The organism is Microbacterium sp. SCN 71-21, assembly GCF_001725695.1.
GTDB classification, from domain to species: domain Bacteria; phylum Actinomycetota; class Actinomycetes; order Actinomycetales; family Microbacteriaceae; genus Microbacterium; species Microbacterium ginsengisoli.
The window spans coordinates 1-23,198 of record NZ_MEGA01000017.1; the positions used below are offsets into that span (position 1 = coordinate 1).

Sequence of the window (23,198 nt, forward strand, 5' to 3'; positions counted from 1 at the left end):
CGGAATCCGCCGACGATCTCCGGGCTCCTGGTGATCTGGATGATGGTCGGCTTCGGTGTGGTCGGGTTCATCGACGACTTCATGAAGGTGCGGCGGCAGTCAGCAGGGATCTCACGAGAACGATTCTCCCAGACGGTCGCCCAAGAATCGCAGACCCGCCGAGTTCGACGACTTCACGAGCACGCGGTCGCCGTCGCGGAGCTCGGTGAGCAGGTAGTCGTAGGCCTCGTCGGCGGTCGCGAAGAACACGGCCTCGTCGCTCCACGACCCCTCCGCCACGGCGGCGAGGAACATCCGTCGGGCGGCGGCACCCACGATCACGATCCGCTGGATGCGCAGTCGCACCGCGAGTTCGCCGATGCGGTCGTGCTCCTCGCCGGCGTACTCGCCGAGCTCGCTCATCGCGCCGAGAACCGCGACTGTGCGCTCGCCCTCGCCGGTGATCTGGGCGAGGGTGCGCAGAGCCGCGACCATCGAGTCGGGGCTCGCGTTGTAGGCGTCGTTGATGATGCGCACACGGTCCGAGCCGAGCGGCTGCATGCGCCAGCGCTCTGCGAGCTCGAGGGTCTCGAGGCGGGCGATGGATGCCGCGAGCTCGACACCGAGCGCGCCGGCCGCCGCGATCGCGGCGATGGCGTTGTTGACGTGGTGGGCGCCGAGCACCCGCAGCCGGACCGGCAGCGCCTCTCCTCCGGCGTGCACGGTGAAGGCGGTGCCGGACGCGGAGACCGAGACATCCGTCGCCTGCACGTCAGCCTCTGCGGAGTGGCCGAACCAGCGCACCTCGCCGTCCTTCTCGAGGGCGATCGGCGCCATGCGGCGCACCCGCTCGTCGTCGCGGTTCAGCACGGCGACGCCGCCGCCGCGCATCGCGTGGACGAGCTCGGATTTCGCGATGAAGGTCGCCTCGATGCCACCGAAACCGCCCGCGTGGGCCATGCCGACCATGAGCTCGACGACCACGTCGGGGGTGACCAGCCCCGCGAGTCGGGCGATCTCGCCCGGTCCGCTGGCACCGAACTCGCTCACGAGGAACCGCGTGCCCGCCGTCACCCTCAGCATCGTCAGCGGTGCACCGACCTCGTTGTTGAACGACGCGCGCGGCGCGACGGTCTCCCCTTCGGCCTCGAGGATGCGGGCGAGCATGTTCTTGGTCGTGGTCTTGCCGTTGGATCCGGTGATGCCGACGATCCGCAGATCCCCCGCCGCCCGCACGCGCCCGACGACCTCGCGGGCGAGTTCGGCGAGGGCGACGACGACGTCGGCGACGACGATCTGGGAGACGGATGCCGCCACCTCCCGCTCGACGATGGCGAGCGCCGCGCCCGCGGCGACCGCGGCGTCGACGAACAGATGACCGTCGGTGGTCTCGCCGGGCTTGGCGACGAAGATGTCGCCGGGTGCGATCTGGCGGGAGTCGGTGTCGACGAGCCCGGACACCACCGTGTCAGCGGCGTCGGAGGCGGCCGTCACGAGGCGGCCATGCAGGACGTCGGCGATCTCGCCGAGGGTGAGCGCGATCATCCGCTCAGCCGAACTTGGGCAGCGTGACCGGCTGCGCGTCGTCGGGGAGCACCCGGTAGGTCTTCAGAACCTGGGTCATCGCCTTCTGGAACCCTTCTGCGTTGGCCGCCGACGAGGTTATCGTCTGGGGCTCGTTCAGGGTAATCGCGACAAGGTACTGGGGGTTGTCGGCGGGGGCGAACCCGATCAGGGTCGTGAAGTACGCGCCGACCTTGTAGCCGCCGGTCGCGGCGTCGTACTGCTGACCGGTTCCGGTCTTGAACGCGAGGACGTACCCCGGGATGGAGACGGCCTTGGCGAGCGGGCCCTGGGTCGCGACGTTCTCGAGGATGTCGGTGACCTGCTGAGCGGCATCCGTGCTCATGACCCGGGTCGCGGCCGGCTCGGCCGGGGTGGTGACGGTGCCATCGGACGCCGTGCAGGACTGCACGAGCTTCAGCGGGATCTTCTCGCCGCCGTTGGCGATCGCCATGTAGGCGGTGAGCAGCTCCGGGACGGTCGTGGTGAGGCCCTGGCCGTAGGTCGTGTCGTAGATCTTCTGCCGGTCCCAGGCGCTCACCGGCGGCAGATCGCCCTTCGCCTCGCCGATGAAGCCGACGGCGCTGCCCTGTCCGATGCCGAACTTCTGCAGGTAGCCGTAGCGCACATCGGGGGCGAGCTGGGATCCGAGGATCGACGCACCGACGTTCGAGGAGTCCATCAGCACTCCGGCGAGCGTGTACAGCTCCGTGCGGTGGTTCGAGTCATCCACCACCGTCGCCCCGTTCGGGAAGGTGATGCGTCCGGGAACCGATGCCGTCGAGGTGGCGGTCGAGGTGCCCGAATCGATGAGCATCGAGGCGGTGAGGGCCTTGAAGGTCGAGCCGGGTTCGAACGTGTCGGTGAAGATGTGGCTGCGCCAGTACTCGGGCGCGGTCGCGTTGATGTTGTTCGGGTCGACCGTCGGGTACTCCGCGGCCGCACGGATGTCGCCGGTCTTGATGTCGACCACGGTGATCGTTCCGCTGACGGCGGCGCGTTTCTGCACCTGTTCGGCGATGAGCTGCTGCATGTACCACTGCAGATCGCGATCGATCGTGAGAGTGACGGTGCCGCCGTCCACGGCGGGTGTCGTCTCCTCCGTACCCGGGATCATGACACCGTCTTTGCCGCGCTGATAGCGCACGACGCCGTTCGTCTGCTGCAGGCACGACTGCTGCGAGAGCTCGAGACCGGCGAGTGCCTGCTCGTCCGAGCCGACGAATCCCACGAGGTTGCCGGCGACCGCACCGTCGGGGTAGGTGCGCACGGGGTGGGTCGGGAAGGAGAGGTAGGGCAGCCCGAGAGCGGAGAGCTTGGTGTACGCATCGGTGTCGACGGCTTTCGCGAGGATCGCGTACTGCGATTTCGGGTTGACAGCGAGCGCGTCGCTGACCACCTTCTCGACGTCGGCCGGGGTCTTGCCCAGGATCGACGCGATCTGGGCGGCGGCGGCCGACCAGCCGATGCTCGCCGTCGTTCCGTCCGACTGCTTCTGCGACACGGTCGAGCTGGTCGTGCTCGGGTCGATCTGCACGTCGTAGCGGGTCACGGTGCCGGCGAGCACGTTCCCGTTCATGTCGACGATCGAGCCGCGGGTGCCGTTGACGGTGCGCTCGACGCCGTAGCCGAGCGTCATGGCCTGCTGCACGTTCGCATCCGCGTTGACGACCTGGATGTCGACGAGCCGGACCGTGAAGACGGCGAGCACGGCGAGCACGATCGCGAAGCCGACGACGGTGCGACGCCGCGTGCTGCGGCTGTTGCGGGACGTCATGGATTCAGTGTGTGGCCGGGGTCGGCAGCCCGTCGGTCAGCGCGGGGGGTGTCGCCGGATTCGCAGCCGCCGCAGAGGCGGCCGGGTCCGGCGTGGGCGCGATGGCTCCGTTGATCGTCGCCTGCGCGTTGCTGACGAGCGGCGTCGTGGCGATGAGGGCGTTCGGCACCGAGCCGTTGCCGAGAGCGTCGAGGGAGGATGTCGCGTTCGATGCGCGCTGCGGTCCGAGAACCGCGCCGTCGCTCAACCGCAGGTAGCTGGGGCTCTGGCCGGTGACCATGCCGAGTGCCGCGGCGTTCGCCGCAAGGTACTGGGGCGAGGTGAGACCCGTGATCTTGTCGTTGAGCACCTGCTTCTGCAGGTTGAGCGTGCGCTGCTGCTGCGCCACTGACGAGATGTCGAAGGTCGACTGCGTGGTCAGGATGGACAGTCCCATCTGAGCGCCGGCGATCAGCAGCGCCCCGATGACGGCGACCACGGCATAGGCCACTCGCGGCCGGCGTCGTCGCGCCGGCGCGACGACGCGGAGCGGGCGGGGGGTGGAGACGAGGAGGTCCTCGTCGAGCAGGTGGGGATGCGCGACCGGCGCGACGGTGGCGGTGCTCATGCGGCGTCACGGATCCTCTCGACGGCGCGCAGGCGCACGGGTGCGGAACGAGGGTTGCGGGCGCGCTCGGCGTCGGACGCCTGCTCGGCCCCCTTCACGAGCAGACGGAATCGAGGGGCGAACTCCTCGAGCTCGACCGGGAGCCCCCGCGGCGCGGTCGATGTCGATGCCTCGGCGAACACACGCTTGACGAGCCGATCCTCGAGCGACTGATACGACATCACCACGAGGCGTCCGCCGACACGCAGCGCATCGAGAGCGGATGGAATCGCGCGCTCGAGCACGCTGAGCTCGCTGTTGACCTCGACCCGCAGGGCCTGGAACACCCGCTTCGCGGGGTGCCCCGCATTCAGGAGCGCAGCCGGCGTCGCGGCCTGCAGGATGTCCACGAGCCGTCCGGAGCGATCGATGGGCGCGTCGGCACGCGCGGCGACGATCGCGCGCGCGTAGCGTCCGGCGAGCTTCTCCTCGCCGTAGCGCTCGAAGATGCGGCGGAGGTCGCCTTCGCCGTAGCCGGCCAGCACATCGGCCGCGGTGGCGCCGGCGGACTGATCCATGCGCATGTCGAGGGGCGCGTCCCGCGCGTAGGCGAAGCCGCGGTCGACCTCGTCGAGCTGCAGCGAGGAGACGCCGAGGTCGAACAGCGCACCATCGATGCGTGCGATGCCGTTCGCGGCGAGGGCCGCGGGGAGGCCGTCGTAGACCGTGTGGACGAAGATGACGCGGTCGGCGAAGGGTGCCAGGCGTTCGGCGGCGATCGCGAGTGCGTCGGTGTCCCGGTCGAGACCGACCAGGCGCACGCGCGGGTGGCGCTCGAGGAGCGCCTCGGCGTGACCGCCCATGCCGAGCGTCGCGTCGACGACGACCGGCGCGTCGGCCTGGAGCGCAGGCGCGAGCAGCTCGAGGCAGCGCTCGAGCATGACGGGGGTGTGGATGTCGCGGAGGTCCATGTCTGCGGGGCCGGTCCCCCGACCCCGATTCCCAACCGCGTCGACCTGGCACCGGGGAAGTGCGCCAGGGAGAGGCGGGTGGGGATCGCGGCCTGGGGCTCAGAAGAGGCCCGGGATCACCTCCTGCTCCAACTCGGCATAGCTCGACTCGTTGGCCTCCGCGTAGGCGTTCCACGCGGCGGCGTCCCAGATCTCGGCGTGAGCGCCGACGCCGGTGACGATGAGCTCACGCTCGAGTCCGGCGTACGTGCGCAGGTGCGGCGGCACGGTGATGCGGTTCTGTCCGTCGGGCTTCTCCGCGCTCGCGCCCGACAGGAACATGCGAAGGAAGTCGCGCGCCTGCTTGTTCGTGAGCGGCGTCTCCCGGATGCGCTCGTGGATGCGCTCGAACTCGACCTCGGCGAAGACGTACAGGCAGCGCTCCTGTCCGCGGGTGATCACGACTCCCGCCCCGAGGTCGTCGCGGAACTTTGCGGGGAGGATCACGCGGCCCTTCTCGTCGAGTTTGGGCGTGTGGGTGCCGAGAAGCATCGGAGCGGCACCCCCTTCGTCCGGCCAGCGAAGAATTTTGCCCCACTTTACTCCACTGTCCTCCACTTCACTACCCAATTCGGCCTCGATATGGGCGAGCACTCCCCCGGCGTCGACAGCGGCATCGCCGGACGTGTGCGGCATCCGATCTGCGGGCACAAAAAAACACCGACCCTCGCGGGTCGGTGTTTCAGTGGATCGGGATCAGCTGCCCTGCTGGCGGCGATCCCATCGATCGTTCATGCGGTCCATGAAGGAGCGCCCGCTCTGTCGCGGGGTGGCGGCCGAGGGACGGCTCGCGCGCACGCGCCCGGCTCGCGTCGGAGTCACGGCGAGGATGACCCCCGCGAGCATGACAGCGAAGCCGATGACGCCGATCACGATGAGCTGGGTCGAGACACCCGCGACGACACCGCCGAGGCCGACCACGAACAGGAGCACACCGATCACGATGTTGCGATAGCTCAGCGAACGCGCACCGCCGCCGGCCGTGACGACATCGGCGTCGTTGCTCATGAGATGGCGTTCCATCTCGTCGAGAAGACGCTGCTCCTGCTCGGAAAGAGGCATCGGAACCCCCTGTAGGTGAAAGTCACCGCGATTCTACGCGGCGTGGCGATCACTAGGCTAGGCCCGTGTCGAGCAGCACGGAGGCGATCGCGGCGGTTTCCCAGCGACTGGAGAAGTTCCTCCTCACGCAGGCAGAGGAGCTGAGCGGGTGGGGCGACGAGGCGCAGACTCTCCACGACGTCGCGGTCGGCGCCCTCCGCGGCGGGAAGCGGCTTCGCGCACGTTTCCTCCTCGCCGGGTTCCGCGCCTGCGGCGGCACCGCTGAGCGCGCGGACGCCGCCACCTCCGTCGCGGCCGCGCTCGAGGTGTTCCATGCCGCCGCCCTCGTGCACGACGACGTGATCGACAACTCCGACACACGCCGTGGACAGCCCGCGGCGCACCGCGCCCTGGCGGGCGCCCACGCGGCATCCGGCTGGACCGGCGACGCCGAGGCCTTCGGTCGGAACGGCGCCATCCTGCTCGGAGATCTGCTCGTCGCCGGCAGTGACGACCTCGTCGAAGCCGGACTCGAGGGCCTGCCCGCAGCGACGGCCCAGCGCGCCCGCGCGCAATACGCGCAGATGCGCCGCGAGGTCACCGTGGGCCAGTTCCTCGACATCGCCGAAGAGGCAGCCTGGATCACCGCCCCCGCCGACACGCACGCCGAACGAGCCCTGCGGGTGGCCTCGCTGAAGTCCGCGCGCTACAGCGTCGAGCAGCCGCTCCTCATCGGCGCCTCCCTCGCAGACGCCGACACCGCGCAGCGCGCCGCCCTGGCCGCCTTCGGACACCCGGTCGGCATGGCGTTCCAACTGCGTGACGACGTGCTCGGCGTGTTCGGCGACGCCTCCGTGACCGGCAAGCCGGCGGGCGATGACCTGCGCGAAGGCAAGCGCACCGTGCTCGTCGCCTTCGCACGCGAGGCGCTCGACGACGACGGTCGCGCGGCACTGGACGCCACGCTGGGCGACCCGGCGCTCGACGACGCGACCGTGGAGCGCATGCGCCGGGTGCTGGTGGACACCGGCGCCCTCGACCGGGTGGAAGAGCTCATCGCCGGCTACATCGCGGATGCCGACCGGGCACTCGCTGCGGCCCCGTTGCGCGTGGACGCGCTCGACGAGCTGCGCGCGCTGGCCGCGGCATCCGCCGACCGCGTGACCTGACGTCTTCCGCGAGCGGGGTCGCCCGAGGTCAGGCGAGAGTCTGGGCGACCCGACGCACCTCGCTCTTCCGGCCCGCCCGCAGCGCCTCGATCGGGGCGATGCCGATCGATTCCTCGGGGGCGAGAAGCCAGTCGATGGCCTCGTCGGCGCTGAAGCCGGCGTCGAGCAGCACGAAGATCGTGCCGCGCAGCGATGCGAGCGGCGCGCCGTCGACGAGGAACAGAGCCGGCACGGCGAGGGGCCCGTTCCGCCGCGATCCGAGGAGGACGTTCTCGTCGAGGAGTCGACGCACGCGGCTGAGCGGTTCACCCAGCATCTCGGCGAGGTCGGGAAGGGTGAGCCATTCCGTCGTGGCGGGTCCTGATGCTGCATCGGTCACTCGTCCACTATCGCATTCCGCTCGCGGCCGCCGCACCGTCCGCCCCGCGCACAGGCGGCCGCGACCCGGACGGCTGTCACATACGCCACATCCGTCCCGATGATTGACTCTCGTCCCAGCCCGTGGGACCGTGGATCGATCTCGCCCCCTCACGGCGGCGGAGGCAGGAGGACGACATGACGCCTCGGCGCGCGACGACCACGATCTCTCCCCTGCGCTGGTGGGCGGTCCCCGCCGTCGTCGGCGGCATCGCCCTCGCGCTCGCTCCTCAGCCTGCGCAGGCCGCGGAGCCGCGCGAGACATCCGGTCCCGTGCTGCCCGACGCCACGCGTGCCGCTGGCACGGTCGCGGCGGCGGCTCGCGCGGCGGCCACGACGGCGGCAGGCCAAGCCACCGTGACGGTGCGGGCCGGCGACACGGTGTGGGCGATCGCCCGACGCCACGGTCTCGACATCGGCGCCGTACTGCGGGCCAACGGACTGGGGTGGCAGTCGATCATCCGGCCCGGCGATGTGCTCGTGCTCCCCGCCCCCGCCGCAACCGTCGCCCCGACGACGACGACGACGGCGGCGACCCCCGCCCCGACCGCACAGACCTACCTCGTACAGCGCGGCGACACCCTCACAGCGATCGCGGCCCGACAGCACACGACCGTCGTCGCCCTGCTCGGCGCGAACGGACTCACCTGGTCGAGCATCATCTACCCCGGCCAGCGCCTGACGATTCCCGCAACGGATGCCGGAGCCACCGGCCTCGACGAGGAGCAGATCGCCAACGCGAGACTCATCATCCGCATCGGCCGAGAGCTGGGCGTTCCCGACCGTGCCATCACGATCGCCCTCGGCACGGCGATGCAGGAGTCCTGGCTGCGAAACCTCGACGGCGGCGATCGCGATTCACGCGGGCTCTTCCAGCAACGACCGAGCACCGGGTGGGGCACCGCGGCACAGGTTGCGGAGCCGGTGTACGCGATCCGCGCCTTCTTCCTCGGCGTCGACGGGCCCTCCGGCCCGCTCACTCGGGGCCTGCTCGACATCCCGGGGTGGCAGAGCATGACATACGCGGATGCCGCGCAGGCCGTGCAGATCTCGTCCTACCCGGACCGCTACGGACGCTGGGAGTCCGCCGCGACGCAGTGGCTTCGGGCCCTCGGCTGACCGACACCAGGTCGCCCGCAGGGGCGAGCCGTTCCCCGGGCTCCCAGGCCGTCGTCCGTAGACTCGATCCGTGAATACGGGCCAGCGCGCGGATCCGCTGATCGGCCGTCTGGTCGACGGCCGGTACCGCGTGCGCGCGCGCATCGCGCGGGGGGGGATGGCGACGGTCTACGTCGCCACCGATCTGCGCTTGGAGCGACGTGTTGCGCTGAAGGTCATGCACGGGCACCTCAGCGACGATGCGGTCTTCCAGAGTCGGTTCATCCAAGAGGCGCGCTCGGCCGCCCGGCTCTCCGACCCGCACGTGGTGAACGTGTTCGACCAGGGGCAGGACGAGGACATGGCGTACCTCGTCATGGAGTACCTGCCCGGGGTGACGCTGCGCGAGCTCATCCGGGATCAGCGCCGCATCGGTGTCGCGCAGGTCGTGACGATCATGGACGCCATCCTGTCGGGACTCGCGGCGGCCCACCGGTCGGGCATCATCCACCGCGACGTGAAGCCCGAGAACGTGCTGCTCGCGGAGGACGGCCGCATCAAGATCGGCGACTTCGGGCTGGCCCGAGCGGCGACCGCGAACACGGCGTCGGGGCAGATGCTGCTCGGCACCATCGCCTACCTGGCACCCGAGCTGGTCACCCGCGGAACGGCGGATGCACGCAGCGACATCTACGCGCTCGGCATCGTGCTGTACGAGATGCTCACCGGCGAGCAGCCGTACAAGGGCGAACAGCCCATGCAGATCGCCTACCAGCACGCGACCGATTCGGTGCCTCGCCCGAGCGCGAAGAACCCCGACGTGCCAGAGCCCCTCGATGAGCTCGTGCTGTGGTCGACCGAACGCGACCCGGAGGCGCGTCCGCGCGACGCCGGTGAGATGCTCGCGCGGCTGCGCGAGATCGAGGCCCAACTGGGCATCGCACCCCAGGTCGCGCGGGCGATCGCCGTCGGCGGACCGACCGTCGCGTACGACGGGCTGGACTCGGGCGAGGTCACGAAGGCGCTTCCCGCCGCGACCGCCGTGCTCACGCCGGCCCGCGGCGTGCCGATCGACAATGCGGCGCTGCTGCGCGCCCGGTCGCGCCGCCGCGCCTCCCGCGGCGGATGGCTCGTCGCACTCGTTCTCGTGCTCGCTCTCGCAGCGGGCGGAACCGGCTGGTGGTTCGGTGCCGGGCCGGGATCGAAGATCGCGATCCGCGATCTGACGAATTTCACGTTCGCGGATGCCTCGACCGCCCTCGGGGCGGACGGGCTCCAGGCCGTCGAATCCGATGTGTTCAGCATCGACGTCGCCTCCGGCCTCGTCGTCGCGACGGAGCCGGGGGCGGGATCCCGCGTCGACAAGAAGAGCACCGTCACCGTGCTCGTCTCCAAAGGTCCCCAACCCCACGACATCCCCGCTCTCGCGGGCCAGCCGCTTGCGACCGCGCAGTCGGCCTTCGCCGCGGCGACCGTCACGCTCGGCGCGACGGCCTACCAGTTCACGCAGAACGATCCCGATACGGTGCTGTCCGTCGCCGTCACACCGCGCGGTGCCTCATCGGCGACCGACTGCAGCAACGGCTGCACGGTGCACGAGGGAGATTCCGCGGTGATCACGGCGTCGAAGGGGCCGGTGCCGGATGTCGCGGGCATGAGCATCACGGATGCCACGACTGCCCTGACCGGCGTGGGCCTCCAGGTCTCGTCGACCCCGGCTCAGGAGTTCAGCGACTCCATCGCATCGGGAACCGTGATCGGCATCGGCAAACGCGGCGGCGGGGGGAACTGGGCGCCGGGAGACACGGTCACCCTCGTCGTGTCGAAGGGTCCGCAGCTCTTCCCCGTTCCCGATGTGACGGGAAAGACCCTCGCGGACGCGAAGCGCATCCTCACGGCCGCCGGTTTCGTGCCCGCCTATGCCCTGTACTGGGATGCGGTTCCGACGATCGCGAAGGTCACGTCGCAGGGCCCCGACAGTACGACCACCCAGCCGAAGGGCACCAAGATCAACCTCGTCCTCAGCCTGACCGGCTAGCGGCGGAACGCCAGGACGCAGAACGAGGGGGTGGATGCCGCGGCATCCACCCCCTCGCTGTCTCTCCGCGAGAGTCAGCGCTTCTCGAGCTCCTCGGCCACGAGGAACGCGAGCTCGAGCGACTGCATGTGGTTCAGGCGCGGGTCGCACAGCGACTCGTAGCGGGTCGCGAGGGTGGCCTCATCGATCTGCTCGGATCCGCCGAGGCATTCGGTGACGTCGTCGCCGGTGAGCTCGACATGGATGCCGCCGGGGAACGTGCCCACCGCGCGGTGCGCCTCGAAGAAGCCGCGCACCTCGTCGACCACGTCGTCGAAGCGACGGGTCTTGTAGCCGTTCTGCGATGTGATGCCGTTGCCGTGCATGGGGTCGGTGACCCAGAGCGGGGTCGCTCCCGAGTCGCGCACGGCTTCGAGCAGCGGCGGCAGCGCGTCGCGGATCTTGCCCGCGCCCATGCGCGTGATGAAGGTGAGGCGTCCGGGCTCCCGCTCGGGGTCGAGCTTGTCGATGAGCGCGAGAGCGGTGTCGGTCGAGGTCGACGGTCCGAGCTTGACCCCGATGGGGTTGCGGATCTTCGAGAAGTAGTCGACGTGTGCGCCGTCGAGATCACGGGTGCGCTCCCCGATCCACAGGAAGTGCGCCGACGTGTTGTACGGCGTGCCCGTGCGGGAGTCGATGCGGGTCATGGGGCGCTCGTAGTCCATGAGCAGACCCTCGTGGCCCGTGTAGAACTCGACGCGGCGCAGCTCGTCGAAGTCGGCACCGGCCGCCTCCATGAACTTGATCGCGCGGTCGATCTCGGCGGCGAGACCCTCGTAGCGCTGGTTCGCCGGGTTCTGCGCGAAGCCCTTGTTCCACGAGTGCACCTCGCGCAGGTCGGCGAAGCCTCCCTGCGTGAACGCGCGGATGAGGTTCAGGGTCGAGGCGGCCGTGTGGTAGCCCTTCAGCAGACGCTGCGGGTCGGCGATGCGGGAGGCCTCGGTGAAGTCGTAGCCGTTCACGATGTCGCCGCGGTAGGCGGGCAGTGTCACGCCGCCGCGGGTCTCGTCGTCGCTCGATCGCGGTTTCGCGAACTGACCCGCCATGCGGCCCATCTTCACGACCGGCATCGAGGCGCCGTACGTCAGCACGACCGCCATCTGCAGCACCGTCTTGATGCGGTTGCGGATCTGGTCGGCCGTCGCCCCCGCGAACGTCTCGGCGCAGTCGCCGCCCTGCAGGAGGAAGGCGTTGCCCGATGCCGCCCGCGCGAGACGCTCGCGCAGGAGGTCGACCTCACCGGCGAACACGAGTGGAGGCAGCGACGCGATCTCGTCCGAGACCGCGGCGACGGCATCGGCGTCGGGCCAGGACGGCTGCTGTTTGATGGGAAGCGAACGCCACTGATCGAGGGCGTCGAGCTGCTGGAGCATCCGCTCAGTCTAGTGGCGCGCCCGAGGTGACCGGCTCCGTGTTGCGGGCCTGCTCGAGGCGCTCCTTCACCGCCGACGCGTAGACGTCGTCGTAGCGCTGGCCGCCGATGCGCTGCAGCGCCACCATGATCTCGTCCGTGACCGATCGAAGCACGTAGCGGTCGTCCGACAGCCCGGCGAACCGGGTGAAGTCGAGGGGCTCGCCGATGACGACCCCTACACGCCCGATGCGCGGAATTCGCCGCCCGATCGGCTGGATCGCGTCGGTGTCGACCATGACGACGGGGATGACGGGCACCCCGGCTTCGAGCGCCATGCGGGCGATTCCGGTGCGACCCCGGTAAAGGATTCCGTTCGGACTGCGGGTGCCCTCGGGGTAGATGCCGAGCAGGTCTCCACGCCCGAGCACCTGGAGACCGGTGTTGAGGGATGCCTCGGATGCCTTGCCGCCCGATCGGTCGATCGGGATCTGCCCGGTGGCCTTGAAGAACATCTTCGTCGCCCACCCCTTCAGACCTCTGCCCGTGAAGTAGTCGCTCTTGGCGAGGAAGCTCATCGGGCGGTCGATCATGAGCGGCAGGAAGATCGAATCGGCGAACGAGAGGTGGTTGCTCGCCAGGATGGCCGCGCCGCGTGCGGGGATGTTGCTGCGGCCCACGACCCAGGGTCGGAAGATCGCCTTGATGACCGGACCGATCACCACGTACTTCATGAACCAATAGAACACGCGGGATCCCTTCGCGTACGCTCAGGGGAAGCAGTCTACAAGCGAGCGCATCCCCCCGATCGTGCCGCCCGTGTCAGTGAGACTCGGTCTCGCGCAAATGTAGACTGAGTTTCAGCACGAGCAACCGGTATCGAAGGAGCTGCCGCCATGAGCACTGTCGCCGCAACGGCCGAGGTCTACACCCCTCCGCTGGTCACCCCGGACCCCGACGCGAACATCACCGACCTGCTGGAGCAGCGGGTCGCCAAGGACCCGAAGGGCGCCCTGTTCGCCGTACCCGACGGATCCGGCGGGTGGCGCGACATCGCCACCGCGGAGTTCCGCCGCCAGGTGGTCGAGCTCGCGAAGGGATTCGTCGCCGTGGGCATCCAGCCCGGCGAGAAGGTGGGCTTCCTCGCGAAGACGACCTACGAGTGGACACTCGTCGACTTCGCCCTCTTCTACGCGGGCGCAGTCATGGTGCCGATCTACGAGACGAGCTCGGCGAGCCAGATCCAATGGATCCTGTCCAACTCGGAGGCGATCGCCTGCCTCGTCGAGTCCGCCGATCATCAGGCAAAGCTCGACGAGATCGCCGGCGACCTCCCCCTCGTGCGCGCCACCTGGCAGATCGAGAAGGGCGCGCTCGACACCCTCCGCCGCGAGGGCGCCGGCGTCGCCGACGAGGAGATCGAGCGCCGCCGCGGCCTCGCCGTCGGCTCCGACATCGCCACCCTCATCTACACATCCGGCTCGACCGGCCGCCCGAAGGGCTGCGTGCTCACGCACAGCAACTTCGTCGAGCTCGCCCGCAACGCGACCCAGTCGCTCGAGAACGTGGTCACGACCGAGGGCGCCTCGACCGTGCTGTTCATCACGACCGCACACGTGTTCGCCCGGTTCATCTCGGTGATCAACATCCACGCCGGCGTGAAGACGGGCCACCAGCCCGACACCTCGAAGCTCATCGACGCGCTCGGCTCGTTCAAGCCCACGTTCCTGCTCGCGGTCCCCCGCGTGTTCGAGAAGGTCTACAACTCGGCCGAGCAGGTCGCCGAGTCGGGCGGCAAGGGCAAGATCTTCCGCGCCGCGGCGGCCGTCGGCATCCAGTACGCCAAGGCTCGTCAGGCAGGAGAGAAGATCCCGTTCTCGCTGCGGGTGAAGTTCCGTCTCTTCGACCGCCTCGTCTTCGCGAAGCTGCGTGAGCGCATGGGCGGCAACATCCAGTACGCCATCTCGGGGTCGGCGCCCCTCGGCGAGCGGCTCGGCTACTTCTTCGCCGCGCTCGGCGTGAAGATCCTCGAGGGGTATGGACTCACCGAGACCACCGCCCCCGCCACCGTGAACACCCCCGACCGCATCAAGATCGGCACGGTCGGCCCCGTGCTCCCGGGAGTCGGCGTGCGCATCGCCGAGGACGGCGAGATCGAGGTGCGCGGCATCGACGTGTTCAAGGAGTACTGGCGCAACCCCGAGGCGACCGCCGAGGCGTTCGACGGCGAGTGGTTCCGCACGGGCGACATCGGTGAACTGGACGCCGACGGCTTCCTGAAGATCACCGGCCGCAAGAAGGAGATCATCGTCACGGCGGGCGGCAAGAACGTGGCGCCGGCCGCACTCGAAGACCCCATCCGGGCGAACATCCTGGTCAGCCAGGTCGTCGTCGTCGGCGATCAGAAGCCGTTCATCGCCGCACTCGTCACCCTCGACCCCGAGATGCTGCCGACGTGGGCCGCGAACAACGGACTTCCGACCGACCTCACGCTCGCACAGGCCGCCGAGAACCCCAAGGTGCGCGACGAGGTGCAGAAGGCGATCGACCGGGCGAACCAGGGCGTCTCGCGGGCCGAGTCGATCCGCAAGTTCACGATCCTGCCCACCGAGTGGACCGAGGCGAGCGGACACCTCACGCCGAAGCTCTCGATCAAGCGCAACGTGATCCTCTCGGACTTCGCCGACGAGATCCGCGCTCTCTACGAGGTGCCCGTCAACACCACCAACGTCTCACTGCGCTGACGCGGCGGGACGCGGCATCCGATCCGCGGGAGCGACCACTGACCGAAAGCGTCAGAACCAGTCGCTCTCGCGGATCTCGCGCATCGCCACCCGGCGGGTGGTCGGCTCGAGCCGGTCGAGATAGAGCATGCCGTCGAGATGATCGGTCTCGTGCTGCAGCGCCTGGGCCATGAGACCGTCGCCCTCGAGCACGATCTCGGCGCCGTCGAGCCCGATGCCGACGACCTTCGCGTGCGGATAGCGCAGCACGTCGTGCCACAAGCCCGGCACGGACAGGCACCCCTCGCCGGTCAGCACGGGCTCCCCCGCCACCTCCACGAGCACCGGGTTGAGCACGTAGCCGATCTCGCCGTCCACGTTGTAGCTGAACGCCCGCACGCCGACACCGATCTGCGGCGCGGCGACCCCCGCCCGCCCCGGCAGCTGCACGGTGTCGATCAGGTCGCGCACGAGCGCCTCGGTGCCCTCGTCGATCTCGCCGACGGGCGCGCTGACGCTCTTCAGAACCGGGTCGCCGAAGACCCGGATGCCTCGTACCGCCACGGTTCAGGCGACCTTCGAGACCGACCGCAGCCCCTCGACGACCGATGCGGCGAGCAGGCGCGCGGCCTGACGGGTGGCGGGCAGCAGCTCGCGGAAGGAGATCGGTCCGCCGACGGCGATGGCCGGGTCGTAGGGCACCCGCACGACGTCGCGCACACGGGAGCGGAAGTGCGCCTCGAGCTCGGCTTCCCTCACGGCGGACGCGCCCGGACGGGACGCGTTGATGACGACGACGGCACGGCGCACGAGATCTGCGTATCCGTTGGTCTCGAGCCACGTAAGCGTCTCGCTCGCGAGGCGCGCCTCGTCGACGCTGAGACCGGCGACGATCACGAGACCGTCCGCGAGGTCGAGGGTCGCCCCCATCACCTCGTGCACGATTCCGGTGCCGGTGTCGGTGAGCACGACCGAGTAGTAGTGCGCGGCGAGAGTCGCGACATCCCGATAGTCGGCGTCGTTGAAGGCGTCGGAGACGCGCGGGTCGGCGTCGGAAGCGAGCACATCGAGGCGGGTCTCGTCGCGCGCGACGATCGAGGAGATCTCGTTGAAGCCGCTCACGACGGCTCCGGCGCGCGCAAGATCACGCACGGTCTTGCCGCTGGGGCGTCCGATGCGCTCCGCGAGAGTGCCGCGGTCGGGGTTCGCGTCGACGGCGATCACACGGTCGTCGCGTGCCGATGCGAGTGCCATGCCGAGCAGCGTCGTCACGGTCGTCTTGCCGACCCCGCCCTTGCGCGACAGCACGGCGACGAATCGCGCACGACCTGAGAGCGGCGCGGCGATCTTCTGGTCGAGCTCCTTGCGGGCGCGGGCGCGACGGTTGTCGCCGAGATTGATGCGGCGGCCCGACAGCGCGAACACGAGCGAAGGCCACAGGCCCTCGGGCTCGGGGCGCGCCACCTTGACGTTCTCGAGCAGGCGGTCGGCGCTGAGCAGATCGGATGTCCCGCGGTCGCCGGCGACCTCGCCCGCGCGGCGGGCGACCAGCTGCACCGGGTCGGTGGTGCGACGGGGTTCGCTCACGGCGACGGCGGCGACCGCCGCGGCGACGGGAGCTGCCGAGTCGGTGGCGGCTACGGGAGCCGGCACGGGGACGTCGATCACCTCGGGCGTCGAGTCGATCACGGCGTCGTCGGTCGTCTCGTCGGGCACGGGGGTCTCCTCGTCGTCGACGGGGCTCTCCTGGTCGTCGATCTCGTCGCCGTCACGCTCGTCGTCGTCTGCCGCACCGTCATCGATGACCTCCGCGGCGATCGTCACCTCGATCTCGTCTCCGTCGTCGACGAGTTCACCCGATCCGTCGTCGTCGAGCTCGTCGTCGTCGGTCGATGCGGGCAGCACGATGGTGACCTGCGCGGTCTGGCTGCTGAACAGGTCGAGATTGGATGCGTCGATGCTGACGGGGGCCGCGACGACGTCATCGTCGCCGTCGTCGCGGGATGCCGGATCCGTGCGTTCGGTCATGAGTTCTGGGGCTCCTGGCGTCACAGGGACGGTGCCACGCCTCCCCCAGGCTAGTGCGCGGGCCGGATCACGACCAAAAGGTCTCCCGCGTCGACCTGCGCGGTCGGGGCGATGACGATCCGCTCCACCACGCCCTCGATCGGCGCCGTGATGCCCGCCTCCATCTTCATCGCCTCGATGGATGCCACGGGCTGCCCGGCCTCGACGCGGTCGCCGACGGCGGTCTTGATCGTGACGACGCCGGAGAACGGCGCGGCGATCTGACCGGGCTTGGTCGTGTCCGCCTTCTCCGCCTGACGGGTCTCGACGGTGATGCTGCGATCCCGCACGAACACGGGGCGCAGCTGGCCGTTCAGGGTCGTCATGACCGTGCGCATGCCCTTGTCGTCGGCCTCGCCGATGGCCTCGAGTCCGACGAAGAGCTTGACGCCGCGATCGATGTCGACCGCGTGCTCCTCGCCGGCCGCGAGGCCGTAGAGGTAGCCGGTGGTGTCGAGCACGCTGAGGTCCCCGAACACCTCCCGGGTCTGGGCGAACGCGCGAGTGGGTGCCGGGAACAGCAGCCGGTTGAGGGTCTGGCGGCGTTCGGCCGCGTCGCCGTTGAGCGCGCGCTCGTCGTCGACGCTGAGCGGGGTGAGAGAGATGTCGACGGTGCGTCCGGCGAGCACCTTAGAGCGGAAGGGCTCGGGCCAGCCGCCCGGCAGATCGCCGAGCTCGCCCGCCATGAAGCCCACGACCGAATCGGGGATGTCGTAGCGCTGCGGGTTCTCCTCGAAGTCGGCCGGGTCGGCCTTTACGGCCGCGAGGTGCAGCGCGAGATCGCCCACGACCTTCGAGGAGGGGGTGACCTTCGGCACGCGCCCGAGGATGCGGTTGGCGGCCGCGTACATGTCCTCGATGAGTTCGAAGTCGTCGGCGAGCCCCAGGGCGATCGCCTGCTGACGGAGGTTGGAGAGCTGGCCGCCTGGGATCTCGTGGTGGTAGACGCGGCCGGTCGGCGAGGGAAGGCCTGACTCGAACGGCTTGTAGAGGTGCCGGACGGCCTCCCAGTAGGGCTCGAGGCTCCCCACCGCGTCGAGGTCGAGTCCCGTGTCGCGCTCGGTGTGGGCGAGCGCCGCGACCAGCGACGACAACGACGGCTGGCTGGTGGTGCCCGACATGGGCGCGGCCGCCGCGTCGACGGCGTCGGCTCCGGCGGCGCTGGCGGCGAGGAGGGTCGCGAGCTGCCCGCCGGCGGTGTCGTGGGTGTGCACGTGCACGGGCAGATCGAACCGGTCGCGCAGCGCGGAGACGAGCTTCGCTGCGGCCGCGGGCCGCAGCAGCCCCGCCATGTCCTTGATCGCGAGCACGTGAGCGCCCGCGGCGACGATCTCGTCGGCGAGGGACAGGTAGTAGTCGAGCGTGTAGAGGTCCTCGGCGGGGTCGAGCAGGTCGCCGGTGTAGCACACGGCCACTTCGGCGACCGCAGTGCCGGTCTCGAGCACGGCCTCGATCGCGGGGCGCATCTGCTCGACGTCGTTGAGCGCGTCGAAGATGCGGAAGATGTCCACCCCGCTGCGCGCCGCCTCGGCGACGAACGCGGAGGTCACCTCGGTGGGGTACGGCGTGTAGCCGACCGTGTTGCGGCCGCGCAGCAGCATCTGGATGGCCACGTTGGGCAGTGCGGTGCGCAGCTTGTCGAGGCGCTCCCACGGGTCTTCGCCGAGGAACCGCAGCGCGACGTCATAGGTGGCACCGCCCCAGGCCTCGACCGAGAGCAGCTGCGGAGTGAGACGCGCGACGTAGGGCGCCACCGCGACCAGGTCCTTCGTGCGCACCCGCGTCGCGAGCAGCGACTGGTGGGCGTCGCGGAAGGTCGTGTCCGTCACGGCGAGGGCGGTCTGGGCACGCAGCGCCGCGGCGAACCCGGCGGGACCGAGCTCCTGCAGGCGCTGACGGGATCCGGGCGCGGCATCCGTCGTCAGATCGATCGTCGGGAGCTTGAACCGCGGCTCGATCGTGAGGGGGTTCTCGCCGTTGGGCTTGTTCACCGTGACATCGACGAGCCAGTTGAGGATCTTCGTGCCGCGGTCCTTCGATTCGCGCCCGCGCAGCAGCTGCGGGCGCTCATCGATGAAGGAGGTGCTGACATCCCCGGCGACGAACGACGCGTCGTCGAGCACCGCCTGCAGGAACGGGATGTTGGTGGCGACGCCGCGGATACGGAACTCCGCCAGCGCGCGCCGGGCGCGGCTCACGGCGGCACCGAAATCCCGGCCGCGGCACGTGAGCTTCGCCAGCATCGAGTCGAAGTGAGGACTCACCTGCGAGCCGGCGGCGGTCGTGCCGCCGTCGAGACGGATGCCGGCACCACCCGGCGAGCGGTAGGTCGTGATCGTGCCCGTGTCGGGCCGGAAGCCCTGCGTGGGGTCCTCGGTCGTGATGCGGCACTGCAGCGCCGCGCCGCGCAGGCGGATGTCGCTCTGCTCGAGCCCGAGCTCGGCGAGCGACTGGCCCGCCGCGACGCGGATCTGCGTCTGCACGAGGTCGACGTCGGTGACCTCCTCGGTCACCGTGTGCTCCACCTGGATGCGCGGGTTCATCTCGATGAAGACGACCTCGCCCGTGCGGGGGCCGGCGGTCTCGAGCAGGAACTCGACAGTGCCCGCGTTCTCGTACCCGATCGACCGGGCGAACGCGATCGCGTGGGCGTGCAGCTGCTGCCGAATCTCGTCGTCGAGGTTCGGGGCAGGAGCGATCTCGATGACCTTCTGGTGGCGGCGCTGCACCGAGCAGTCGCGCTCGAACAGGTGAACGGTCTCGCCCGTCTTGTCGGCGAGCACCTGCACCTCGACGTGACGGGGGCGCTGCACCGCCTGCTCGAGGAACATGCGCGGGTCGCCGAACGCGCTCTGCGCCTCGCGCATCGCCTCGGCGAGGGCGGGGGCGAGCTCTTCGGGCTTCTCGACGCGACGCATGCCACGCCCACCTCCTCCGGCCACGGCCTTCGCGAAGATGGGGAATCCGATGTCGGCGGCCTGAGCGACGAGGGCGTCGACGTCGTCGGATGCCTCGGTCGAGCGCAGCACCGGCACGCCGGCCGCGATCGCGTGCTCCTTCGCGGTGACCTTGTTGCCGGCCATCTCGAGGACGGATGCGGGCGGGCCGATGAAGGCGATGCCGTGGGCAGCCGCCTTCTCGGCGAGCTCGGGGTTCTCGGAGAGGAATCCGTAGCCGGGGTAGATCGCGTCGGCGCCGCACTCCAGGGCGACCCGGATGATCTCGTCGACGTCGAGGTAGGCGCGCACGGGGTGCCCGATCTCCCCGATCTGATAGGCCTCGTCGGCCTTCAGGCGATGCAGGGAGTTGCGATCCTCATAGGGGAAGACCGCCACGGTGCGGGCGCCGACCTCGTAGGCGGCACGGAAAGCTCGGATCGCGATCTCGCCCCGGTTGGCGACAAGGATCTTCTGGAACATCAGACCTCTTCGTGTGTCGCGGCATCGAGCGCATCGCGGGGACTCTCTGCCTGAGTGTGCTCACAGCCTAGGGGACGGTAACGTAGACCTCCGTGCACGTGCTCTCCGTCAGCTCCCTCAAGGGCGGCGTGGGTAAGACCACCGTGACGCTCGGTCTCGCGTCAGCCGCCTTCGCGCGGGGTGTGCGAACCCTCGTCGTCGATCTCGACCCGCAATCCGACGTGTCCACAGGTATGGACATCCAGGTCGCGGGTCGCCTCAACATCGCCGATGTCCTGGCCAACCCCAAAGAGAAGGTCGTCCGTCAGGCGATCACCTCGAGCGGGTGGGCGAAGGTTCATCCCGGCACGATCGACGTGCTCATCGGAAGCCCGTCGGCCATCAACTTCGACGGCCCGCACCCCAGCGTGCGCGACGTCTGGAAGCTCGAAGAGGCCCTCGCCGCCGTCGAGGCCGACTACGACCTCGTGCTCGTCGACTGCGCCCCGTCGCTGAACGCCCTCACGCGCACCGCGTGGGCGGCGAGCGACCGCGTCATCGTCGTCACGGAGCCGGGCCTGTTCTCCGTTGCTGCCGCCGACCGCGCACTGCGCGCCATCGAGGAGATCCGCCGGGGCCTCTCCCCCCGCCTCCAGCCGCTCGGCATCGTGGTCAACCGGGTGCGCCCGCAGTCGATCGAGCACCAGTTCCGCATCAAGGAGCTGCGCGACATGTTCGGTCCGCTCGTGCTCACCCCGCAGCTGCCCGAGCGCACCTCGCTGCAGCAGGCGCAGGGCGCGGCGAAGCCGCTGCACATCTGGCCCGGAGATTCCGCACAGGAGCTCGCAGCCGACTTCGACTCGCTGCTCGACCGCGTCATGCGTGCCGGTCGCATCCCGACGCCGGGTGACGCGACCGTCTGAGTCCGCCGACGACACCGCCCGTCGCATCGTGAACGGACGGCCGGCGATCTCTGCGCGGGCGCGCGGATGAGGCATCCGCTCTCACGGATGCGGCGACGACCCCGCGCTCAGGCCGAGCGCTGCGCGCGACGTGCGGCGAGCTCGTCCGCCGGGTCCGGCGCCTGCGGATCGAAGTCGAGCAGAGTCGACTCGACCTCGTGCAGCACCTTGCCGACGGCGATGCCGAACACACCCTGGCCGCGGCTGACGAGGTCGATGACCTCGTCGTTCGACGTGCAGAGGTAGACCGAGGCGCCGTCGCTCATGAGCGTGGTGCCGGCGAGATCGCGGATGCCGGCAGCTCGCAGCTGCTCGACGGCGGTGCGGATCTGCTGCAGCGAGATGCCGGTGTCGAGCAGGCGCTTGACGAGCTTGAGAACCAGGATGTCGCGGAAGCCGTAGAGGCGCTGCGACCCCGATCCGGTGGCGCTGCGCACAGTGGGCTCGACGAGCTCGGTGCGGGCCCAGTAGTCGAGCTGACGATAGGTGATGCCGGCCGCGCGCGCAGCCACGGCGCCGCGGTAGCCGACCTCGTCATCCATCGCGGGGAGGCCGTCGGTGAACAGCAGGCCCTCCGAGAAGGTGCCACCGATGGGTTCGCCAGCGTTCATGCTCGCGTCCTCCTTCTGCTGTTCGGGTGATTCCACGCTAGAGGAGCGACCCGGCCCGAGCAACGACATCCGAAGTTCGGGCCCCGGCGTGTCGCACTCAGATCCCGAGTTCGTCGAGTCCGCGTCGAACGAGCGCCGAACGCACTTCGTCGAGTCGACGGGCCAGCTCCGGCGCCGCCTCGCCTGCGCGTCCGCGTGCGCTCGCATCGGTGCGGTGCAGCAGCGGCGCGAGCGCCGATTCGATAAGCGCGATGTCCCGCTTGGCTCCCTGCATGAGCGCGCGCAGGTGACGCGGGCCGATGCCGTGTCGGTCGAGGCCGACGAGCGATCGCAGCATGGTCAGCGCGCGGTCGTCGAAGGGGTCCGCCGGCGGGATCAGGCCCGTGGTCACGGCGTCGTTGAGCAGCTGCGCCGGAGCCCCGGCTTCGCGCAGCAGTTCGTCGCGCCGGTAGCGGCGGGCCGGGGTCACGATCGCGGACGGGACGCTCACCGGGATCTCAGGGGTGCGACCGGCGTCGAGATCGTCGAGGTAGTCGCGGATGACGCTCAGAGGCAGGTAGTGATCCCGCTGCAGCGTCAACGCGAGACGCACGCGTTCGACATCGGATGCCGCGAACTTGCGGTATCCGCTGTCGGTGCGGCGCGGCGCGACGATTCCCTGCATCTCGAGGAAGCGGAGCTTGCTCGACGACAGCGACGGGAAATCAGGAGCGAGTCGCGCGAGCACCTGGCCGATGCTCAGAAGCCCGCTCGGCGCACTGCTCGAGCGGGAGGCGCCGACCGGCATCACGCCTCCGGCGCGGCGGCCAGATCGGCGGGCGAGCCGAAGAAGTTGAGTCGGAACTTTCCGATGCGCACCTCGTCGCCGTTCGCGAGTGTCGCGCGGTCCACCCGCTCGCCGTCGACGTAGGTGCCGTTCAGAGAGCGCTGGTCGACGATCTCGAACGCCGCGCCCACCCGGGTGATCTCGGCGTGCCGGCGGGAGACGGTCACGTCGTCGAAGAAGATGTCGGCATCGGGGTGACGACCCACGGTCATCACATCGGCGTCGAGGAGGTAGCGGGCGCCCGCCGTGGGACCGGAGCGCACGATGAGCAGTGCCGAGCCGGTCGGAAGGGCCTCGATCGCCGCCATCTCCGGTTCGGTCAGCTCGCTGCCGAAGGGAACGAAGGACAGGTCGGAATCGTGACCGAACGTCTGCGTCGTGTCGTGCGCGGGTCGCTGCGCGTCGCTGGCGCCGCGCCGGATGTCGCCGGCGCCGGGCTGGTTCTCGTCCACGGTTCTGCTCCTCCTTCCCGTCCAGACTATCCGATGCGATCCGGTCGACCGCGCCCGGTTCGCCGGTTCATTCCCGCTCGATAGTCGCGCT

The 23,198-nt window shown here is 69.8% G+C and carries 20 protein-coding genes and 1 pseudogene; 6 read left to right on the forward strand and 15 right to left on the reverse strand.

Annotated elements, in window-relative coordinates; all coding sequences use genetic code 11:
• Positions 1 to 114 (forward strand): annotated as a pseudogene (locus tag ABT08_RS03900) (phospho-N-acetylmuramoyl-pentapeptide-transferase); the annotation flags it as partial.
• Here the strand turns inward: ABT08_RS03900 and ABT08_RS03905 are convergent.
• The 6 genes from ABT08_RS03905 to ABT08_RS03930 all read right to left on the reverse strand — a co-directional run bounded on the left by ABT08_RS03905 (position 112) and on the right by ABT08_RS03930 (position 5,977).
• Positions 112 to 1,524 carry a UDP-N-acetylmuramoyl-tripeptide--D-alanyl-D-alanine ligase gene (locus ABT08_RS03905; protein ID WP_056520064.1) on the reverse strand — a complete coding sequence of 471 codons (1,413 nt, stop codon included), beginning with the start codon at positions 1,522 to 1,524 and terminating at the stop codon, positions 112 to 114. The pseudogene ABT08_RS03900 and the gene ABT08_RS03905 sit on opposite strands and share 3 nt — an antisense overlap.
• A 4-nt stretch (positions 1,525 to 1,528) precedes the next feature.
• On the reverse strand, positions 1,529 to 3,319 hold the full coding sequence (locus ABT08_RS03910) for a peptidoglycan D,D-transpeptidase FtsI family protein (protein ID WP_056209964.1): 1,791 nt from the start codon (positions 3,317 to 3,319) through the stop codon (positions 1,529 to 1,531).
• A 4-nt stretch (positions 3,320 to 3,323) separates the two neighbouring features.
• Positions 3,324 to 3,926, reverse strand: a complete 603-nt coding sequence (ftsL, locus tag ABT08_RS03915; RefSeq protein ID WP_056209966.1) for a cell division protein FtsL — start codon at positions 3,924 to 3,926, stop codon at positions 3,324 to 3,326.
• Positions 3,923 to 4,876, reverse strand: coding sequence for a 16S rRNA (cytosine(1402)-N(4))-methyltransferase RsmH (rsmH, locus tag ABT08_RS03920; RefSeq protein WP_288114054.1), 954 nt, complete (start codon positions 4,874 to 4,876; stop codon positions 3,923 to 3,925). Before rsmH ends, ftsL begins: the two co-directional genes overlap by 4 nt.
• 99 nt (positions 4,877 to 4,975) lie before the next feature.
• A complete protein-coding gene (mraZ, locus tag ABT08_RS03925) occupies positions 4,976 to 5,407 on the reverse strand; it encodes a division/cell wall cluster transcriptional repressor MraZ (RefSeq protein ID WP_045247224.1) in 432 nt (143 codons plus the stop codon).
• A 204-nt stretch (positions 5,408 to 5,611) separates the two neighbouring features.
• Complete coding sequence (locus ABT08_RS03930; RefSeq protein ID WP_056209968.1) at positions 5,612 to 5,977, reverse strand: SCO2097 family morphological protein; 366 nt, start codon at positions 5,975 to 5,977, stop codon at positions 5,612 to 5,614.
• 65 nt (positions 5,978 to 6,042) lie between these two features.
• Between ABT08_RS03930 and ABT08_RS03935 the strand changes: the two genes are divergently transcribed.
• On the forward strand, positions 6,043 to 7,125 hold the full coding sequence (locus tag ABT08_RS03935; protein ID WP_056209970.1) for a polyprenyl synthetase family protein: 1,083 nt from the start codon (positions 6,043 to 6,045) through the stop codon (positions 7,123 to 7,125).
• 28 nt (positions 7,126 to 7,153) lie between these two features.
• Here ABT08_RS03935 and ABT08_RS03940 read toward each other — a convergent pair whose 3' ends face one another.
• Positions 7,154 to 7,504: an Rv2175c family DNA-binding protein gene (locus tag ABT08_RS03940; protein ID WP_048809147.1), complete on the reverse strand. Its 351-nt coding sequence runs from the start codon at positions 7,502 to 7,504 to the stop codon at positions 7,154 to 7,156.
• A 176-nt stretch (positions 7,505 to 7,680) separates the two neighbouring features.
• Between ABT08_RS03940 and ABT08_RS03945 the strand changes: the two genes are divergently transcribed.
• Together ABT08_RS03945 and pknB are read left to right on the forward strand one after the other, a co-directional pair.
• Positions 7,681 to 8,661 carry a LysM peptidoglycan-binding domain-containing protein gene (locus tag ABT08_RS03945; RefSeq protein ID WP_288114055.1) on the forward strand — a complete coding sequence of 327 codons (981 nt, stop codon included), beginning with the start codon at positions 7,681 to 7,683 and terminating at the stop codon, positions 8,659 to 8,661.
• Between the two features lie 70 nt (positions 8,662 to 8,731).
• A complete protein-coding gene (gene pknB / locus ABT08_RS03950; protein ID WP_056209974.1) occupies positions 8,732 to 10,678 on the forward strand; it encodes a Stk1 family PASTA domain-containing Ser/Thr kinase in 1,947 nt (648 codons plus the stop codon).
• A 74-nt stretch (positions 10,679 to 10,752) separates the two neighbouring features.
• On the opposite strand, the gene ABT08_RS03955 is transcribed toward pknB, so the two are convergent.
• Positions 10,753 to 12,090, reverse strand: a complete 1,338-nt coding sequence (locus tag ABT08_RS03955; RefSeq protein WP_045247219.1) for a class II 3-deoxy-7-phosphoheptulonate synthase — start codon at positions 12,088 to 12,090, stop codon at positions 10,753 to 10,755.
• Between the two features lie 4 nt (positions 12,091 to 12,094).
• Positions 12,095 to 12,817 (reverse strand): lysophospholipid acyltransferase family protein, encoded by a 723-nt coding sequence (locus tag ABT08_RS03960; RefSeq protein WP_045247218.1) that lies wholly within the window; start codon positions 12,815 to 12,817, stop codon positions 12,095 to 12,097.
• 147 nt (positions 12,818 to 12,964) lie between these two features.
• Here ABT08_RS03960 and ABT08_RS03965 point away from each other — a divergent pair, with 147 nt between their 5' ends.
• Positions 12,965 to 14,812: an AMP-dependent synthetase/ligase gene (locus ABT08_RS03965; protein ID WP_288114056.1), complete on the forward strand. Its 1,848-nt coding sequence runs from the start codon at positions 12,965 to 12,967 to the stop codon at positions 14,810 to 14,812.
• A 51-nt stretch (positions 14,813 to 14,863) separates the two neighbouring features.
• Here the strand turns inward: ABT08_RS03965 and ABT08_RS03970 are convergent, their stop codons facing one another.
• The 3 genes from ABT08_RS03970 to ABT08_RS03980 are packed head-to-tail and all read right to left on the reverse strand — an operon-like array spanning position 14,864 to position 20,277.
• Positions 14,864 to 15,355 (reverse strand): peptide deformylase, encoded by a 492-nt coding sequence (locus ABT08_RS03970; protein WP_045247216.1) that lies wholly within the window; start codon positions 15,353 to 15,355, stop codon positions 14,864 to 14,866.
• 3 nt (positions 15,356 to 15,358) lie between these two features.
• Positions 15,359 to 16,819 carry a MinD/ParA family ATP-binding protein gene (locus ABT08_RS03975; RefSeq protein WP_056209977.1) on the reverse strand — a complete coding sequence of 487 codons (1,461 nt, stop codon included), beginning with the start codon at positions 16,817 to 16,819 and terminating at the stop codon, positions 15,359 to 15,361.
• A gap of 50 nt (positions 16,820 to 16,869) precedes the next feature.
• Positions 16,870 to 20,277, reverse strand: a complete 3,408-nt coding sequence (locus ABT08_RS03980) for a pyruvate carboxylase (RefSeq protein WP_288114057.1) — start codon at positions 20,275 to 20,277, stop codon at positions 16,870 to 16,872.
• A gap of 92 nt (positions 20,278 to 20,369) precedes the next feature.
• On the opposite strand from ABT08_RS03980, the gene ABT08_RS03985 reads away from it, so the two are divergent.
• Complete coding sequence (locus ABT08_RS03985) at positions 20,370 to 21,179, forward strand: ParA family protein (protein ID WP_045247213.1); 810 nt, start codon at positions 20,370 to 20,372, stop codon at positions 21,177 to 21,179.
• A 107-nt stretch (positions 21,180 to 21,286) separates the two neighbouring features.
• Here ABT08_RS03985 and ABT08_RS03990 read toward each other — a convergent pair whose 3' ends face one another.
• From ABT08_RS03990 to ABT08_RS04000, 3 genes are all read right to left on the reverse strand, one after another.
• Positions 21,287 to 21,829 (reverse strand): MerR family transcriptional regulator, encoded by a 543-nt coding sequence (locus ABT08_RS03990; RefSeq protein WP_045247212.1) that lies wholly within the window; start codon positions 21,827 to 21,829, stop codon positions 21,287 to 21,289.
• 97 nt (positions 21,830 to 21,926) lie between these two features.
• Positions 21,927 to 22,616, reverse strand: coding sequence for a transcriptional regulator FtsR (ftsR, locus tag ABT08_RS03995; protein WP_045247211.1), 690 nt, complete (start codon positions 22,614 to 22,616; stop codon positions 21,927 to 21,929).
• Entirely contained in the window at positions 22,616 to 23,107 is a 492-nt protein-coding gene (locus ABT08_RS04000) for an FHA domain-containing protein (protein WP_045247210.1), read from the reverse strand. The genes ftsR and ABT08_RS04000 overlap by 1 nt, the downstream gene beginning before the upstream one ends.
• Between the last annotated feature and the right edge of the window lie 91 nt (positions 23,108 to 23,198).

Excerpts from the sequence above, each read along its gene's own strand:
- ABT08_RS03905 (WP_056520064.1), bottom strand. The coding sequence starts at position 1,524 with ATGATCGCGCTCACCCTCGGCGAGATCGCCGACGTCCTGCATGGCCGC.
- ABT08_RS03910 (WP_056209964.1), bottom strand. The coding sequence starts at position 3,319 with ATGACGTCCCGCAACAGCCGCAGCACGCGGCGTCGCACCGTCGTCGGC.
- ftsL (WP_056209966.1), bottom strand. The coding sequence starts at position 3,926 with ATGAGCACCGCCACCGTCGCGCCGGTCGCGCATCCCCACCTGCTCGAC.
- rsmH (WP_288114054.1), bottom strand. The coding sequence starts at position 4,876 with ATGGACCTCCGCGACATCCACACCCCCGTCATGCTCGAGCGCTGCCTC.
- mraZ (WP_045247224.1), bottom strand. The coding sequence starts at position 5,407 with ATGCTTCTCGGCACCCACACGCCCAAACTCGACGAGAAGGGCCGCGTG.
- ABT08_RS03930 (WP_056209968.1), bottom strand. The coding sequence starts at position 5,977 with ATGCCTCTTTCCGAGCAGGAGCAGCGTCTTCTCGACGAGATGGAACGC.
- ABT08_RS03945 (WP_288114055.1), top strand. The coding sequence starts at position 7,681 with ATGACGCCTCGGCGCGCGACGACCACGATCTCTCCCCTGCGCTGGTGG.
- ABT08_RS03955 (WP_045247219.1), bottom strand. The coding sequence starts at position 12,090 with ATGCTCCAGCAGCTCGACGCCCTCGATCAGTGGCGTTCGCTTCCCATC.
- ABT08_RS03965 (WP_288114056.1), top strand. The coding sequence starts at position 12,965 with ATGAGCACTGTCGCCGCAACGGCCGAGGTCTACACCCCTCCGCTGGTC.
- ABT08_RS03975 (WP_056209977.1), bottom strand. The coding sequence starts at position 16,819 with ATGACCGAACGCACGGATCCGGCATCCCGCGACGACGGCGACGATGAC.
- ABT08_RS03980 (WP_288114057.1), bottom strand. The coding sequence starts at position 20,277 with ATGTTCCAGAAGATCCTTGTCGCCAACCGGGGCGAGATCGCGATCCGA.
- ABT08_RS03990 (WP_045247212.1), bottom strand. The coding sequence starts at position 21,829 with ATGAACGCTGGCGAACCCATCGGTGGCACCTTCTCGGAGGGCCTGCTG.
- ftsR (WP_045247211.1), bottom strand. The coding sequence starts at position 22,616 with ATGCCGGTCGGCGCCTCCCGCTCGAGCAGTGCGCCGAGCGGGCTTCTG.